Below are 14,423 nucleotides of genomic sequence, written 5' to 3'. Positions count from 1 at the left end.
TGAATTCCTAACGTGTGTCCCGCTGCGGCGCGGGGTCAGTCGATATAGATCGAGAGAGAACAGCCTTAGGAGCTGCTGGAAATGCGGTGAAGCCACTCAAGGAACAGCTTCAATTCAGAGCTGGAAAGTTGGTCCGAATGCGAGGCCTGCAGTGCCGCATTCAGGGCGATTGCCGCAACAACCACGGACGACTTACCGGAGTCGTCCGCTGCGGCGCCACGGGCGGTGTCCGTGGAGACGGCAAAAATCATGGAATCCCGGGTCATCGTTGAGAGCTCGAGGTTCCGTTCTTCCACCGGTTCTGCGATCAACATGAGCGTGACACCCACATTGGCCGCCAGAATGCTTCGCGCCGCTTCGCGGGGCGGCACGTTGATCTGGCCGGAGATAGCGGCCTTGTTCAGCATCTCCTCCAGAAGCGCTTCAGCATCGGCCACGATTGCTGGGCGGCTTTCCGGCCGGATATTGCCGAACATCACCAGATACAGATGGGGTTGACTGAGTCCGAACTGGACGTGGTTGTCCCACATTCGCCGGACATCTTCCAAGGGCTCCCCGGACGGTGCAAAATCCCGCTCCCCCGCCACATACTCTTCAAATCCGGCTGAAACGACGGCGTCGAACAGGCCTTCTTTGTCGCCAAAGTGGTGGTAAAGCGTGGGCGCCGTGACCCCGGCAAGCTTGGTGATCTGGCGCGTTGAGACCGCTGACCCCTCCGAATTCGCCAGCAACTCGGCAGCTGCGCGAAGCAACCGAATTTTGGGCGGAAGCTGGTCATCGAAACTCATAACCGCTACCCTAGCACCTATAGCGTTGCTATATGAAGTGGCTCACAAAGGAATTTTGTAGGCTAGTTTTCGAGGCTCCCGGTGCCGTCGCCGGAGGGCCTGAACCAACAAGCAGGAACAGAGGATTCAGTGCAGAATTTCCAAGGAGTAGGGGTAAGCCCTGGCCGCATCATTGGTTCCGTCCGCCAGATGCCCAAGCCGGTGAGTGAGCCGCCGTCGGGAGATCGATTGGCTGCGGACGTGAGCCCGGAAGACGCCGTCGCGGGCTTGAAAGCGGCTGCGCAAGCCGTCCATGACGAACTCAAGGGACGCGCGGACAGTGCTTCCGGCGACGGCAAAGCCGTCCTCGAAGCCACTGCCTTGATGGCCAAGGACACCATGCTCCTGAAATCGGCTGCCAAGCTCATCAACGCCGGGTCGTCGGCCGAAAGGGCCATCTGGGAAGCCGGCGCGTCCGTCTCCGAAATGCTGCACAACCTGGGCGGCTACATGGCCGAGCGTGCCACCGACGTCCTGGATGTCCGCGCCCGCATCGTGGCCGAACTTCGCGGCGTCCCCGCTCCCGGCATTCCTGCCTCCGACACGCCCTTCATCCTGGTGGCCGAGGACCTCGCTCCCGCCGACACCGCAACACTGAATCCCGCGGTGGTGCAGGCGCTGGTGACTTCAGGCGGCGGCCCGCAGTCCCACACGGCCATCATTGCGCGTTCGCTCGGCCTGCCCGCCGTGGTTGCGGCCCATGGTGTTGACGACATCGCGGATGGAACCGAGGTGTACGTGGACGGCGCCGCTGGCTTCGTTGCCGTTTCGCCCACCGACGAGCACCGTGCGGCAGCTACGGCCTGGGCGGAAACCTCCGCCACCCTCGCCGAATTCGACGGAAACGGCACGACGGCGGACGGCCACCTGGTGCCGCTCCTCGCCAATGTGGGCGGAGCCAAAGACGCCGTGGCAGCTGCCGCTCTGGGCGCACAGGGAGTGGGCCTGTTCCGCACGGAGTTCTGCTTCCTGGAGCGCGACACCGAACCCTCCGTGGACGAGCAAGCCGCAGCCTACAAAGCCGTATTCGACGCGTTCCCGGGCAAGAAGGTGGTCCTCCGCACCCTTGACGCGGGCGCCGACAAGCCGCTCCCCTTCCTCACGGATGCCACCGAGCCCAACCCTGCACTGGGTGTCCGCGGCTACCGCACCGATTTCACCACACCGGGCGTCCTGGAGCGTCAGCTCGAGGCCATCGCCCGGGCAGCTTCGGAGTCCGAGGCAGACGTTTGGGTCATGGCCCCCATGATCTCCACGGCCGCCGAAGCCGGACGGTTCGCCTCACTGTGTGCCGCCGCCGGAATCCAAACGCCGGGTGTCATGGTGGAAGTTCCCTCTGCCGCGTTGACTGCTGCCACCGTGCTGCGCGAAGTCGGTTTCGCCTCTTTGGGCACCAACGACCTCACCCAGTACGCCATGGCCGCCGACCGCCAGCTTGGACCCCTCGCGGAACTCAACACTCCGTGGCAGCCTGCCGTGCTTCGGCTCGTGCAGCTCACCGTCGAAGGTGCGGAGCAGGAAAGCTCTGGTCGCGAAGGTACTGCCAAGCCCGTGGGTGTCTGTGGTGAGGCAGCAGCTGACCCTGCGCTCGCCGTCGTGCTGACCGGCCTGGGCGTCACCACACTGTCCATGACCGCGCGCTCCCTGGCCGCCGTCGGGACTGTGCTGAAAACCGTCACGCTGGAGCAGGCACAGGAACTGGCCCGCCTGGCCCTTTCCGCGCCCAGCGCCACCGAAGCCCGGGACTGGGTCCGCGCCAAGCTGCCCGTGCTCGAAGAACTCGGCCTCTAAACCCTGCCTGTTTCTGTCGAAGGAGAAACCATGCCCGAACGCACAGCCACCATCGCCAGCCGCTCCGGCCTGCACGCCCGTCCCGCCGCCTTGTTCGCGGAAGCCGCGGGCGAGCAGCCCGTGGAGGTCACCATCGCCATGCAGGGCGACCCTGCCGATGACGCCCTCGACGCCGCCAGCATCCTTTCCCTCATGACCCTCGGCGCCGCTAAGGGCGACGTCGTGGTGCTGCGGGCCGAGGGCGACGGAGCCGACGCTGCGCTGGACGCGCTGGTGAAGCTGCTGGAGACAGACCTGGACGCAGAGTAGTTTTTGCCCGGGCGGCCGTTTCGATGGTTCCCTGCCAACAGTGCCGTGCGCACGGCATGACCCGCAGGGAACCCCCGAATCGGGCAGCCCACTCCCACAGGCTAGGCTTCTGCCATGGCATTGATAGCTCCCCGCGTCACTCCTGGCTTGCCCGCCGACGACGCCCGGAATCTGGCGCGCTCCCTCCAGGACAGCAACGACATCACCGTGTTCGTGGATGGCACGGTCCACCGCCTGCCGAACGAGGCCAGGGACGCCGTCGTCGACCTCCTCGCAAGACTGAGCCGCGGCGAAACGGTGACGGTGAGCAGCGTCGAGGAAATGCTCACCACATCCCAGGCTGCAGAGCTCGCGGGCATCTCTCACACCTATCTGCGCAACATGACCGATCGCGGCGAAATACCGGTGGAGTACCGGGGAACGCATCGTCGGATCCGGCAGGCCGCCATCATCGCCTGGCTGGAAACGCAGAAGAAGAGGCAGCAGGCCGAGGCGAGCGCAGGAGCTGACGAATCCACCGATTCCCACAGCTAGCCACCCCACATCACCAGCATGCTGTTCAATAGCGGTATGGCAACAAGCTCCTCTTCGACCGTTTGGCCCGTGGTGCACCAGGAGCGCCGTGCGCTGTTGCAGGATCTGGAGCCGCTTCCGGCAGCTCAATGGCAGACGCCGTCGCTGTGTGCCGGTTGGAACGTGCACGACGTCCTGGCTCACGTAATCGACAGCGCCAAGACGACGAGGTTGAGCTTCATCCGCCGGCTGGTTGCCTCCCGAATGGATTTTGACCGTGATAACGCCGTAGGTGTGGAGCGCGAAAAGACACGAGAGCCTGCGCAGACGTTGAACGGGCTGCGCGCGGTGCTTTCGCGGACCTCGGGTCCGCCGGCAAGCTTGGCTACCCGGCTGGTTGAGGCGTTCGTCCACGGAGAGGATATCCGGCGCCCCCTCGGAATCCGCCGCGAGTACCCTCCTGTCCACGTTGCCACCGCCCTCAAGTACCAACTCAGGACTACAACCAAAATGGGCGGCGGCAAGGAGATCGCGCAGGGCTGGCGCTTGATTGCCACCGACACCGCGTTTGACCACGGGGATGGTCCCGCAGTTGAAGGGCCGGCGATCGCGCTGCTTCTTGCCGTGTCGGGACGGCCCGTGAGGGACGACGAATTGAGTGGCCCGGGCGCACCGGTTTTCCTGCAACAATTGGGAATTCAGTGAAAGCAGGAGCAAAGATGACCGCGCTACTCTCTGCCGACGTCGAAGTCTTGGGCCTGACCGGCCGGATTCTTTGGACCGAGGGCACGCCTGCGCCGGAACCGGACGCCGGGCCCATGTCCGAGCCCGCATATATCCTGATCCACGGCATCGGGGTGTCGCATCGATATCTGGCACGGCTGCATGCTGACCTCGCGGCGAGCGCGCCCACGTATTCACTGGACCTTCCCGGTTTCGCCGGGACTCCCAAGCCTGGGCGCCAGCTTTCAGTGGAGGAATACGGCGCGTTCATTGCCGAGGCCCTGAAGTCCCGCGGTATCGATTCCTACGTGTTGGTGGGTCACTCCATGGGCGTGCAGTTTGCCATCGAAGCGGCCTTGCACGCCCCCGAGCAGCTCAGGCAGTTGGTACTGATGGGGCCGGTGGTGGATTCGCGGCACAAGAATGTGTGGCGGCAGTCGCTGGCCCTGACACTGGACGGAATACTCCGCGAGAGCCCCACGTCCAACTTGATCGTCATGTCCGATTACGTCCGTTGCGGCCCTCGCTGGTACCTCACGGAACTGCCGGTCATGATGAAATACCCCACGGAGAAACGCCTCGCCGGAGTCCAGGTTCCGGTGCTGGTTCTGCGCGGGAGCCGGGACCATGTGGCGGGCCCCGAATGGTCGCTCCGGCTTTCGCGGGCCGTGGCCCAGGGGCGGCTGGTGGAAATCCCGGGCGTCGGGCACGTGGCTCAGCACATGCGTCCCAAGGCTGTGGCGGATGCCATCCGGAGCTTTGTCACCGCCACGACTCCCCACCGCTGAAGGTAAAGTACGACGCCGCCCCATGGCTTGGGTGCCCCTTGTTGGGTCAGCACGTCCCGGCTAGGCTGACGAAGCAAGCACAATAGTAAGCTTGCTTACGAAAGGGCTGATCGTGACCGACAAAAACTCGAATGAAGAAACCCAGGGCTTCGGCGCAACCGGCGCAACCGGGCCTTACGACACCACCTCCGATGCCGACAGCATCCACGACGATCCAGACATGCGCCAGGACGAAGACGATGACCCCGCCGCTTCCGCCAACCCTGATCCCCTCGACGGAAATGTCACAGGCTTGGAGCCGGGCGGCGGCGTGCCTCCGGGCGAAACCCCACCGGCCGAGGGCAGCATGAGCAGCGACCAAGGCCACGAAGAGTAGGGGCTAGGGCAGCCTCAGGATTTCCCCGAGATCGTAGTCGGCAGGCTCTTCCAGTTGCGAGTACGTGCAGCTCTCGGGGGTCCTGTCCGGCCGCCACCTACGGAACTGCGTGGTGTGCCGGAACCTGTCGCCTTCCATGTAGTCGTACTTTACTTCGATCACAAGTTCGGGGCGCAGGGGCACGAAGGAGAAGTCCTTCCCCCCGCTCCACCGGCTTTGGGCGCCGGGCATGCGTGAACCCCCGGCAGCTTCGTCCTGGTTGGCCCACTCACCCCACGGGTGCTCGCTGAGTTCAACCTGGTACGGCTCCAGTTCTGCCACCAAAGCCTCCCTGCGGGCCATAGGGAACGATGCCACCACTCCCACATGATGCAGCCGGCCCGTGTCATCGTGCAGGCCGAGCAACATCGACCCCACAACTTTCGCGGTCTTGTGCCAACGGAATCCCGCCACCACACAGTCTGCCGTGCGCTCATGCTTCGTCTTGAACATCACCCGCTTATTGGGTTGGTAGGCCCCGGTCAACGGCTTGGACAGCACCCCATCCAGTCCCGCGCCTTCCAACTGCACGAACCATTCCTGCGCCCGCTCGAGATCCGTCACCGCGGGCGTCACGTAGACTGGCGGATCGGCCTTGGCGAGCGTACGCTCCAGGATGGCGCGGCGCTCGGAGAACGGCTTGTCCATGAGGTTCTCGTCGCCCAGCGCGAGGATGTCGAACGCAATCATGGACGCCGGGGTCTTCTCGGCGAGCATCCGGACGCGGCTGTCGGCGGGGTGGATCCTTTGCTGGAGTACCTCGAATTCGAGCCTCTTGCCCTCGATCAGGACGATCTCGCCGTCGATCACGCATTTGTCCGGCAGGTTCTTCCTGAGCGCCTCCACCACCTCGGGGAAGTAGCGGGTCATCGGCTTCTCGTTGCGGCTGCCCAGGACGATCTCGTCGCCATCCTTGAAGACGATGGTCCGGAACCCGTCCCATTTGGGCTCGTAGTGCCCAACATCGGGGATTGTCGGAACGGATTTGGCGAGCATGGGCGAGACGGGTGGCATCACAGGCAGGTCCATAGACAATGTCTACCTGCCGGTGCACGCCGAAGCTAGTGTTAGGCCATGGATATCTCGCTCGATCCAGAAGATCCAGCATGAGCTACCTGCCCCGGCGCCAGCCCCGAAGCCTAAGTCATAGAACCCCCTCGCTTGCTCAGACCTACCGCCCGTTACATTAATGTGACTTTACTTTCCGGCTCATGTACCGTCGTAGGGCGACCCGTATCTCCGCTGGGCCGCTTCCGGATTGACGCCGAGCTCTGCCGCAATCCGGGATCCGCCAGACCCGCGGCAGAGACGGGGGACCCAAAAGTTCCCGGACTTACTTCAAGTCCTTGGGGTGAAGCCGCTTAGGCGGCCGGACGGCCTCGTCCGAACCCGACAGCTAACCTCGAAGGCGTTGAGAGGCAACCACCATGTCCCCAACCATGGATCAGCCGCGCCGCGCCCAGACTGAAGGCGAGCGCACCAAGCCAACCGGACGCCGTCGGGCCCAACCCAGCGGATTCCTCACCAGCGCGCAGGCGGACGCCGCGACGCCCGAAAACGCCGTTAAGACAGGCACAACGAACACAGGCACGACGCCGGAACCCGCCACTGCGGCCATGCCCACGGTTGCGATGCCCGCCACTCGTGCGGAGGTTCGTGCGGCCGAGCGGCAGAGGGCAGCCCAGGCTGTGATCGCGCCCGAACTATCGGCCCCCGAAAAGTCCGCGACCGAGCAGCCCGCGCAGGCGGAACCGGCAACTGCGGCGATTCCCGCCGTTGAGGCCGCTCAGGCTGCAGCGCCGGCGTCCACCACACCGGGACCTCCCACCGCGGCCATTCCCATCGTGCCGCCAGCCGCCACGACACAGGGCTCCCAGGAAGACGAGACCTCGGAACCCGCAACCGCAGCTATTCCAGTGGTGCAGCCTGAGACCTCGGAACCCGCAACCGCAGCTATTCCAGTGGTGGCCGCCCGCGCGGAGTCGCCGCGCGGCAAGTCCCCGGCGCAGGTTGCTGCAGCCGCAACGGCCTCGGCGTCCTTGGCCAGCCGCAAGGACGTTCGACAGCCTGCCGCGCGCACAGCAACCAGGTCCAACTTCGGGGCGGGGTCTTCATTTGGCCGCGAACCTCATGCCGCGCTGCGAAAAGCCGCGTCGGTCAAACACATGAGCCAGCGCATGGCCGTGGTTGCCGGTGCCCTTGGCCTCGTGTTGACGGCCGGAACGTTGGGGCAGGCCCTTGAGCTTCCTTTCTTCGGCCAGGAGACCCCGGTCCAGGAAGCCAGTGGCAGCGACGGCCGCACCTCGGCTTCGGCGTCGCCCGCGCCCAGGGCGTCCTACTCCACGGCGTCATCGCCGTCAGCTTCGTCAACAGCAACGGAGACTTCGGAGGCCGGCCAGCCGGCAACGGTGGCGGAAGCACCTCAGGCCGTGTCGCCGTCGTCGACTGCGACCCCCAAGGTATCCCTCGCGGACCCGGTATGGGTTCCTTCAGCCATACCGTCCTCTGTCCCGGCCGCGCCTGGCGCTGCCAGCCCGGTCCCCACGCAGCCGGCTCCTGCGCCGAGCGAGGTGCCGTCGGACACGATCACCACGCCGCCGTCCCCGACGCCGACAACCACGCCGACGCCCACGCCCACTCCGACACCCACACCAACGGAAACTGCAACCCCGACCTCCAAGCCCCGGCCGAGCAAGCCGCAGGCCGCCTCGGCCCCCCAGCCCAGCGAGTCGACTCTTCAGGACATCCTGGATGCAGCCCGGACGGCCCTCAAGTGAGCACCCGGCTGCCCCGTACCTCCACTCATGTGGGATGGCATAGCCGGCACTGCAGCAGCAGCCGGACTGCCACGTTCCGCCGCCGGATGGGGCGCTGGAGCTGCCAGCGTCTGCGGCGCTCGTAAGGACCCTTCAGATGCGCGGCCGCCCCGCCCAGCGCCGCGCCTTCAGGGCCGCATGCAACTCGAGCCGGATCGCGCCACTCAACGGATCAGCACCGATGAGTTGGCGGATCCGGCCGAGCCTGTTGTAGATGCTGCTCCTGTGGAGATGAAGTTTGGCAGCGACGTCCTGAACTGAGCCGTCATTGTCGTACAGCAATTCCAGGACGGGCAGGAGTTCGCCGTTCTTGTCGTGGTCCTCAAGCGTCCGAAAATGCACCGATCCTGTGTCATCCCAGCCGCCGGGCGCCACCAAGCGATCGAAAAGTTGATAGACACCAACAGTCCGGCTGTCCACCAACTCTCCCAAGGGCTGGTCCACTGCAGCCGCCTGCGCAGCAACCTTTGATTGACGGTACGCGCCCGAGAGCTGCCGGATGACTTGGAAGGGTTCGCTGATGCCCAGGATCACCCTGTCCACCTTGCGGCCCGCGCGTTTTGCAAGCTCCAGCTGATAGTGCACCAGTACTTGGGCGTGGTCCGCCCGGCCGCCCGACTCGCGGAACAACACCACCGAATGCGTCTCCGTTCCGGCGCTGAACAGGGCAGCGTTGACGCCGATAGTGGACTGCAAAGCCGCGGAACGGTGCGTCAAGGTAGCGGCAATGGGATCGACGTCGGACCTCGCGCCATCAGGGTCGAGGATGGTCACCAGCTGCCACGGACCGCGGCCCTGGATTTCCTTCCAACCCGCGACGGCGGCCACAGCGTTCGATTCGCCGCCGCAAGCTGAGAGAAACTCCTGTTCACGCCTTCGCCGGAACTCCGATTCAGCCGTATTGGAATCAAGGAGCAAGCCCGCCAACAGGTCCAGCTCGTCACGCACGCCGGGCAACTCAGCGAGTATCGCCGTCGCACTCTGTTCTTCAAGGTCCAGCTGGACCCACAAGTACCCCACGCGGAAACCGCGGACCAAAAGCGGCACGCAGACGCGGCCCAACATGCCGAGTTCATCGTTGGCGGGAACCACGACGGGTCGCACCGCCGTGGCAATGCCGTGAGCGAGCTGCCAGGCGCTGACGTCGCTGGGGACCCGCTTGCTCAGGAGGAAGTTCACCCGGACGCGGTCGGCGTGGGATTGGTTGGAGCTGTAGGCCAGGAGAACGCCGTCGAGGTCCTCCAGGGACAGTCCTCTGCCCAGCTTCAAGGCCACGCGTTCAACGATCTGTTCCACGTCCTGCTGCATCCCGAAAGCGTACCAACAGCAGGCGACACTTGACGCTTCAGTCCTCGACAAATGTCGAGCATTATCGCTGCAGAACCTTGACTTTTCGGGGTTCCGGCGTGCTGGCTGCTCGGAGTCCATGTCGCCTGCCTCACAGCCGGATTTATTCTGGAATCACAGCCCGCAACACATTTTCGGCCGAAGAGGCCGCTAACGATGGAGCCCACAGATGATCATCGGCGTCCCCAAAGAAATCAAGAACAACGAGTTCCGCGTAGCCATCACGGCCGCTGGCGTCCACGAGTTCCGCACCCACGGACACACCGTTCTGGTTGAACGCGGCGCAGGCCTCGGCTCGGGCATCACCGACGAGGAATACTCGATCGCCGGCGCCGAAATCGTCAACGAAGCAGATGACGTGTGGGCCCGCGCGGACATGGTCATGAAGGTCAAGGAACCCATCGCGGCCGAGTACCACCGCTTCCGCAAGGGCCTCATCCTCTTCACCTACCTCCACCTCGCCGCAGAACCCGAACTCACCGCCGAGCTCATCAACTCCGGCGTCACGGCCATCGCCTACGAAACCGTGCAGGAAGGCCGCACCCTTCCGCTGCTCGCCCCGATGTCCGAGGTCGCAGGCCGCCTGTCCGTCGTGGTCGGCGCATCCTCGCTCATGGCTCCGGCCGGCGGCAAGGGTGTCCTCCTGGGCGGCGTACCGGGCGTGCGCCCGGCCAAGGTTGTTGTCCTCGGCGCCGGTGTTGCGGGAACCAACGCCGCCGCCATGGCGCTGGGCCTCGGTGCTGACGTCACTATCATGGACATCAACATCAACCGGCTCCGCGAACTGGATGCCCTGTACCAGGGCCGCCTGAAGACCGTAGCCTCCAACGCCTACGAGATCGAGAAGTCAGTTATCGACGCAGATCTCGTGATCGGCTCCGTCCTGATCCCCGGCGCCAAGGCACCCAAGCTGGTCACCAACGACCTCGTTGCCCGCATGAAGCCGGGCTCGGTTCTGGTGGACATCGCGGTGGACCAGGGCGGCTGCTTCGAGGACACGCACCCCACCACCCACCAGGAACCGACGTACAAGGTCCACAACTCGATCTTCTACTGCGTGGCCAACATGCCCGGCGCTGTTCCGAACACCTCCACGTACGCACTGACCAACGTCACCCTGCGCTACGCCGTGGCACTGGCCAACCTGGGCGTCAAGGCCGCTTTCGACCGCGACCCCGCACTCGCCGCCGGCCTCAACATCGCTGCAGGCCACGTGGCACACCACTCCGTTTCCGAGGCGCACAACCTGCCCCTCGTCAACGACTGGCACACGCTCGTTTCCGCGTAGTTCCAAGGATTAACAAGCGCGACGGCGGGGTGCGGCTTCCACGAGAAGCCGCACCCCGCCGTCGTGGTTAACCCGCGGGGATGCTTGGGTCTGCCGGGAGCGACGGGATGAGCTGCGTCGGAACCGGCACGGGAACACCCGATGGGCCCAGCTTTGAGGGATCAATCTTGGAAGGGTCGATACCCGGCGGTGTCACGGGTAGAGCTGGAGGCGTCGGGATAACGCCGTTGCCGGGGTCCTTCTGCGCCGGTGCCTTGGGCGTGTGCGGCGACGCGCCACCGGGCCCCGGCTGAGGAGCGGGAACGGCGGGGTTGCCCGGCGCGTCCGGCGTAGGCTGCGGCTCCGCCGGAACAGGAGCTTGCTGCGGCTCTTCCCGGACAGGCAACGGCCCGGGGGTGGTGCCGGCGGGTGCACCGGGCTGGGGAGCACTACCGGAACCCGGGCTCAGCTGCGAGACCACGGAACCGATCGCTGCCCCGAGATGCTGGAAGGCCCCCGGCAGGCCGCCCTCGGAAGCGACGGCAGCCGTAGCACCGCCGGCCAAGGACACAGCAACAGCGAGACCCGCGATGGCCGTGCGGCGCTTCTTCCGACGCCGGGCGGCAAGTTCGTCTACGGGCGCGGGTTCCGGGGCTACCGTGGCGAGTACCGCCGTCGGTGCATCCGACACCGCGGACGGGCCGTCCGCCGTCGTGATGTGCTGGGTGGCAGTGATCCCCTGGGGGGCAGCTATTTGCTGGGTGGCAGCGGCCGGGCCGCCGACCATGAGCGCGCGAACAGCCTCGGACGGCAGAGGGGCAGTGCCCGCCAGGGATCGGAGCTCAAGTAATTCAGTGCGCAGCTCGGCGTCGTCCGCGAGTCCGGCATCGGCCAGCAGGTGGTCGATTGCCCGCTGGTCACTGAGTCCGCGGGGCGCAAATTGTTCGCTCATGATGTGCCGTTCCTTAGTAGTGCACGCTTCTTCAGTGCACTCAATGCCCTGCGCTGCAGTTGTTTGACGGCGCCTTGGGATTTGCCCATGATCGCCGCGGTATCTTCCACTGAGACATCGGCTACGACCCGGAGGGCCAAGACCTCCCGATAATCGTCGGGGAGGTCATCCAGAATCTCCGTGACTCCCAAGCCGGCGACCCGCCCGAACGCCTGGTCCTCCGCCGATGGCGCCCGCCGAGCGTCCAAGTCCGCTTCATACGGCGTGGAGTCGGGCGTTCGTTCCCGTTTGCGATAGTGATCCACCATCCGGGCGTGGGCTATGGAGAACAACAGGGTCTTTGCTCCTTGGAGCCCGCCATGCAGCGTTTCCAGCTTTGGGTACAGGGCCAGGAATACGTCCTGCGTCACGGCTTCGGGGTCGTCCACGCCGCGTGCCCGGAGGTAACCAAACACCGGTCCGGCGAAGTTATTGTAGGCAGCCGTGAAGAGCAGGGCGGGATCGTCCTGATCCGCCTGCACGTATTCATCAGCCAAAGGGTCAAGCACCCGTGGATGTCTCCGTCCCACATTACGTAGCGGGGCTCCTTGTCCTAAGCCAAGGAGCCCCGCCCTTAAACCGTAACCGCTGCTTGCTTAGCGGACAGAATCGAGAGACGCGCCGGGAACAGCCGGAACCTGCGTCGGCAGCTCAGGCGTCGCTGGAACGGCAGGCACCGCGGGGACAGCCGGCGTTGCGGGCACGGCGGGTACTGCGGGTACAGCCGGAACAGCAGGCGTTGCGGGCAGTTCGGAGGTTACGGCGGCGTCTGCGTCGGCCTCTGCCTTGGCGGAGCCGTCAGCCTTCAGGCCGGCGGCGTTACCGGCTTCGACCACGGCTTCGCAGTGCGCCTCCACCTTGGCTTCGCCACCGGCAGCGATGGTCAAGGACTCGAAGCCCGGGACCTTCGCATCGGACTTCAAGCCGCCATTGAGGAAAGCGGTGCAGAGGCCAAACGCCTCCGGAGACGTGGCGTCTTCAACTGCCGCCTTGGCATCGGACACAGCGTCCGTGGCCTTCGCCTGGCCGGCCTCGGCAGCCTCAGTTGCAGTGGACTGCGCGGTCTCGACGGCGTCAGTCGCCTTGGTCTTGGCGGTTTCGGCTGCGTCGGCTGCCTCAGCGGCCTTCTCAGCAACCGGAGCCGGCGCGCCAACGAAGTCGTGAGCGGTCTGCTGGATCCCGGCGGGAAGTGCGCCGTTGAAGGCAGCGACACCGGTTCCGCCGGCAGCTACAGCTCCGGCAGCCAGGACGCCCGCGGCGACTTTGCTGGTGGCAAGGACAGTGAACAAGGACATGAAACCCTCCGACAAACGATTTTGGGATTGCCCCGGCCGCGGTTGGGTCGCGACCGGATGATCAGCGTGCGGACGTGGCCCGCACTCCCCTTACATCGTTCGCGGCACCGGCGAGGTTACGCGTTGTCCTGAAATTCTTTTTTGCCGGGTTTCATCGCCGACGAATGTGGGTGTCGCTCACGAATCTAAGCGGCCAGCGCCCTGGCTTGTTCAATCAGCGTCAGCACCGCAACGGAGTCGGCTGGATCCACCGGCGCCGGAAGCGCGGAGGCGGTGCCGCCGTCGTCGAGTTTTTCAGCGAGAATACGGTAGAACTCAGGGTACGCACCGCGCTCGGTGGGGATGGTGATGCGCTGCCCGTTTACCTCAAGGGTGCCGTGGTTTTGGGGAGGTTCGACGCCGTACTCCGCGTCTGTCGGAAGGCCGCCACCCAGCACATAGGGCTCCTGCGGGTCGGTGCCGAATTTCACGAAGCCGCCCTCTGTGCCGAGGATGCGGAAGCGTGGGCCAGGGAGGTGGCTGTTGAGGTTGATGGTGACATGGCTGACCACACCCGACTCGTGCCGGAGCACAAGAAAGACGTCGTCGTCGGCGCTTTCCTGAGGACGCCGAGCCTGTATTTCCGCGAAGGTGACGGTAGCCGGCCCAAAGAACCGGAGAGTGAGATCGAGGACGTGGGTGCCGAGGTCGAACAGGACACCGCCGCCGTCTTTGGCCGTGGCGCTGGCTTTCCAGGCCTTGGAAATCTCCGGCGCCCAGCGTTCCATGCCCACCTCAAACCGGGTCACGGTTCCCAGCGTCCCGTCGTCGAGCAGTTTCTTCACCGTCAGCGAGTCACCATCCCACCGCCGGTTTTGGTAGACAGTGAGGACACGCCCCAGTTTTGCCGCCAGCTGGATCAGTTCCTCGCCCTCGGCGCTGCGCACCGTGAACGGTTTATCCACGACGACGTCGAGCCCGGCTTCCAGCGCAGCTTTCGCAAGGGGGAAATGGGTGGCGGGCGGCGTGCCCAGAACGATCAGGTCCAACGTGTCAGCGAGGGCCAGGATGTCCTCCGGGGTGTTGACGATGGTGGCTTCCGGGTAGCGATCTTTCGCTTTCACCTGCCTCCCGGCGTCCGACGTTGCGATGACGGCAAGCTCATAAGCAGGGTTGCTCGCGATGAAGGGGGCGTGGAAGACGCTGCCCGACAGGCCAAAACCTGCGACGGCGGTACGGATCGGATCGGAAGTCATGTGCCTAGGCTACCGACCCTCTCGCAGGTAATAGCCCTTTCCCGCCGACCCTCTATCACCAGGTGAGAGAGGGATCGGCTGAAGGGCGCGGGATGTGAGAGAGGGA

The 14,423-nt window shown here is 65.1% G+C and carries 15 protein-coding genes and 1 riboswitch; of the genes, 8 read left to right on the top strand and 7 right to left on the bottom strand.

Annotated elements, in window-relative coordinates:
- Nucleotides 1–65: 65 nt before the first annotated feature.
- Nucleotides 66–788: a TetR/AcrR family transcriptional regulator gene (locus J3A64_RS20000; protein ID WP_014923084.1), complete on the bottom strand. Its 723-nt coding sequence runs from the start codon at nucleotides 786–788 to the stop codon at nucleotides 66–68.
- A 129-nt stretch (nucleotides 789–917) separates the two neighbouring features.
- Here J3A64_RS20000 and ptsP point away from each other — a divergent pair, with 129 nt between their 5' ends.
- The 6 genes from ptsP to J3A64_RS24005 all read left to right on the top strand — a co-directional run bounded on the left by ptsP (nucleotide 918) and on the right by J3A64_RS24005 (nucleotide 5,327).
- Complete coding sequence (gene ptsP, locus J3A64_RS19995; RefSeq protein ID WP_210065558.1) at nucleotides 918–2,618, top strand: phosphoenolpyruvate--protein phosphotransferase; 1,701 nt, start codon at nucleotides 918–920, stop codon at nucleotides 2,616–2,618.
- 30 nt (nucleotides 2,619–2,648) lie between these two features.
- Nucleotides 2,649–2,927, top strand: coding sequence for an HPr family phosphocarrier protein (locus J3A64_RS19990; protein WP_011776464.1), 279 nt, complete (start codon nucleotides 2,649–2,651; stop codon nucleotides 2,925–2,927).
- Nucleotides 2,928–3,041: 114 nt separating this feature from the next.
- Nucleotides 3,042–3,461 (top strand): helix-turn-helix domain-containing protein, encoded by a 420-nt coding sequence (locus J3A64_RS19985; RefSeq protein ID WP_210065556.1) that lies wholly within the window; start codon nucleotides 3,042–3,044, stop codon nucleotides 3,459–3,461.
- A gap of 18 nt (nucleotides 3,462–3,479) precedes the next feature.
- Nucleotides 3,480–4,145 (top strand): maleylpyruvate isomerase family mycothiol-dependent enzyme, encoded by a 666-nt coding sequence (locus J3A64_RS19980; RefSeq protein ID WP_210065554.1) that lies wholly within the window; start codon nucleotides 3,480–3,482, stop codon nucleotides 4,143–4,145.
- A gap of 14 nt (nucleotides 4,146–4,159) precedes the next feature.
- Nucleotides 4,160–4,951, top strand: a complete 792-nt coding sequence (locus J3A64_RS19975; protein ID WP_210065552.1) for an alpha/beta fold hydrolase — start codon at nucleotides 4,160–4,162, stop codon at nucleotides 4,949–4,951.
- Between the two features lie 112 nt (nucleotides 4,952–5,063).
- Nucleotides 5,064–5,327 carry a DUF6480 family protein gene (locus J3A64_RS24005; RefSeq protein ID WP_043470792.1) on the top strand — a complete coding sequence of 88 codons (264 nt, stop codon included), beginning with the start codon at nucleotides 5,064–5,066 and terminating at the stop codon, nucleotides 5,325–5,327.
- Between the two features lie 3 nt (nucleotides 5,328–5,330).
- Here the strand turns inward: J3A64_RS24005 and J3A64_RS19965 are convergent, their stop codons facing one another.
- Nucleotides 5,331–6,395 (bottom strand): ATP-dependent DNA ligase, encoded by a 1,065-nt coding sequence (locus tag J3A64_RS19965; RefSeq protein ID WP_210065550.1) that lies wholly within the window; start codon nucleotides 6,393–6,395, stop codon nucleotides 5,331–5,333.
- Between the two features lie 250 nt (nucleotides 6,396–6,645).
- Nucleotides 6,646–6,791: riboswitch (cyclic di-AMP (ydaO/yuaA leader) on the top strand.
- 2 nt (nucleotides 6,792–6,793) lie between these two features.
- Here J3A64_RS19965 and J3A64_RS19960 point away from each other — a divergent pair.
- Complete coding sequence (locus J3A64_RS19960; RefSeq protein ID WP_210065548.1) at nucleotides 6,794–8,143, top strand: hypothetical protein; 1,350 nt, start codon at nucleotides 6,794–6,796, stop codon at nucleotides 8,141–8,143.
- Between the two features lie 132 nt (nucleotides 8,144–8,275).
- Here J3A64_RS19960 and J3A64_RS19955 read toward each other — a convergent pair whose 3' ends face one another.
- Nucleotides 8,276–9,490, bottom strand: a complete 1,215-nt coding sequence (locus J3A64_RS19955; RefSeq protein WP_043470794.1) for a CdaR family transcriptional regulator — start codon at nucleotides 9,488–9,490, stop codon at nucleotides 8,276–8,278.
- 208 nt (nucleotides 9,491–9,698) lie between these two features.
- Between J3A64_RS19955 and ald the strand changes: the two genes are divergently transcribed.
- The gene (gene ald, locus J3A64_RS19950) at nucleotides 9,699–10,817 is read left to right on the top strand and encodes an alanine dehydrogenase (protein ID WP_011776472.1); all 1,119 of its coding nucleotides are present in this window, start codon (nucleotides 9,699–9,701) and stop codon (nucleotides 10,815–10,817) included.
- A 67-nt stretch (nucleotides 10,818–10,884) separates the two neighbouring features.
- On the opposite strand, the gene J3A64_RS19945 is transcribed toward ald, so the two are convergent.
- The 4 genes from J3A64_RS19945 to J3A64_RS19930 form a co-directional block, all read right to left on the bottom strand.
- Nucleotides 10,885–11,748 (bottom strand): hypothetical protein, encoded by an 864-nt coding sequence (locus J3A64_RS19945; RefSeq protein WP_210065546.1) that lies wholly within the window; start codon nucleotides 11,746–11,748, stop codon nucleotides 10,885–10,887.
- A complete protein-coding gene (locus J3A64_RS19940; RefSeq protein ID WP_014923094.1) occupies nucleotides 11,745–12,296 on the bottom strand; it encodes an RNA polymerase sigma factor in 552 nt (183 codons plus the stop codon). Before J3A64_RS19940 ends, J3A64_RS19945 begins: the two co-directional genes overlap by 4 nt.
- An 87-nt stretch (nucleotides 12,297–12,383) precedes the next feature.
- On the bottom strand, nucleotides 12,384–13,082 hold the full coding sequence (locus J3A64_RS19935) for a hypothetical protein (RefSeq protein WP_014923095.1): 699 nt from the start codon (nucleotides 13,080–13,082) through the stop codon (nucleotides 12,384–12,386).
- A 185-nt stretch (nucleotides 13,083–13,267) separates the two neighbouring features.
- Nucleotides 13,268–14,317 (bottom strand): Gfo/Idh/MocA family oxidoreductase, encoded by a 1,050-nt coding sequence (locus J3A64_RS19930; RefSeq protein WP_210065544.1) that lies wholly within the window; start codon nucleotides 14,315–14,317, stop codon nucleotides 13,268–13,270.
- Nucleotides 14,318–14,423 lie beyond the last annotated feature (106 nt).

The sequence above is a fragment of the Pseudarthrobacter sp. PvP004 genome (assembly GCF_017876035.1).
GTDB lineage: Bacteria > Actinomycetota > Actinomycetes > Actinomycetales > Micrococcaceae > Arthrobacter > Arthrobacter aurescens_A.
This window is presented reverse-complemented; position numbering and strand designations above follow the sequence as displayed.

Excerpts from the sequence above, each read along its gene's own strand:
- J3A64_RS20000 (WP_014923084.1), bottom strand. The coding sequence starts at position 788 with ATGAGTTTCGATGACCAGCTTCCGCCCAAAATTCGGTTGCTTCGCGCA.
- J3A64_RS19990 (WP_011776464.1), top strand. The coding sequence starts at position 2,649 with ATGCCCGAACGCACAGCCACCATCGCCAGCCGCTCCGGCCTGCACGCC.
- J3A64_RS19985 (WP_210065556.1), top strand. The coding sequence starts at position 3,042 with ATGGCATTGATAGCTCCCCGCGTCACTCCTGGCTTGCCCGCCGACGAC.
- J3A64_RS19980 (WP_210065554.1), top strand. The coding sequence starts at position 3,480 with ATGCTGTTCAATAGCGGTATGGCAACAAGCTCCTCTTCGACCGTTTGG.
- J3A64_RS19975 (WP_210065552.1), top strand. The coding sequence starts at position 4,160 with ATGACCGCGCTACTCTCTGCCGACGTCGAAGTCTTGGGCCTGACCGGC.
- J3A64_RS19965 (WP_210065550.1), bottom strand. The coding sequence starts at position 6,395 with ATGGACCTGCCTGTGATGCCACCCGTCTCGCCCATGCTCGCCAAATCC.
- J3A64_RS19960 (WP_210065548.1), top strand. The coding sequence starts at position 6,794 with ATGTCCCCAACCATGGATCAGCCGCGCCGCGCCCAGACTGAAGGCGAG.
- J3A64_RS19955 (WP_043470794.1), bottom strand. The coding sequence starts at position 9,490 with ATGCAGCAGGACGTGGAACAGATCGTTGAACGCGTGGCCTTGAAGCTG.
- ald (WP_011776472.1), top strand. The coding sequence starts at position 9,699 with ATGATCATCGGCGTCCCCAAAGAAATCAAGAACAACGAGTTCCGCGTA.
- J3A64_RS19945 (WP_210065546.1), bottom strand. The coding sequence starts at position 11,748 with ATGAGCGAACAATTTGCGCCCCGCGGACTCAGTGACCAGCGGGCAATC.
- J3A64_RS19935 (WP_014923095.1), bottom strand. The coding sequence starts at position 13,082 with ATGTCCTTGTTCACTGTCCTTGCCACCAGCAAAGTCGCCGCGGGCGTC.
- J3A64_RS19930 (WP_210065544.1), bottom strand. The coding sequence starts at position 14,317 with ATGACTTCCGATCCGATCCGTACCGCCGTCGCAGGTTTTGGCCTGTCG.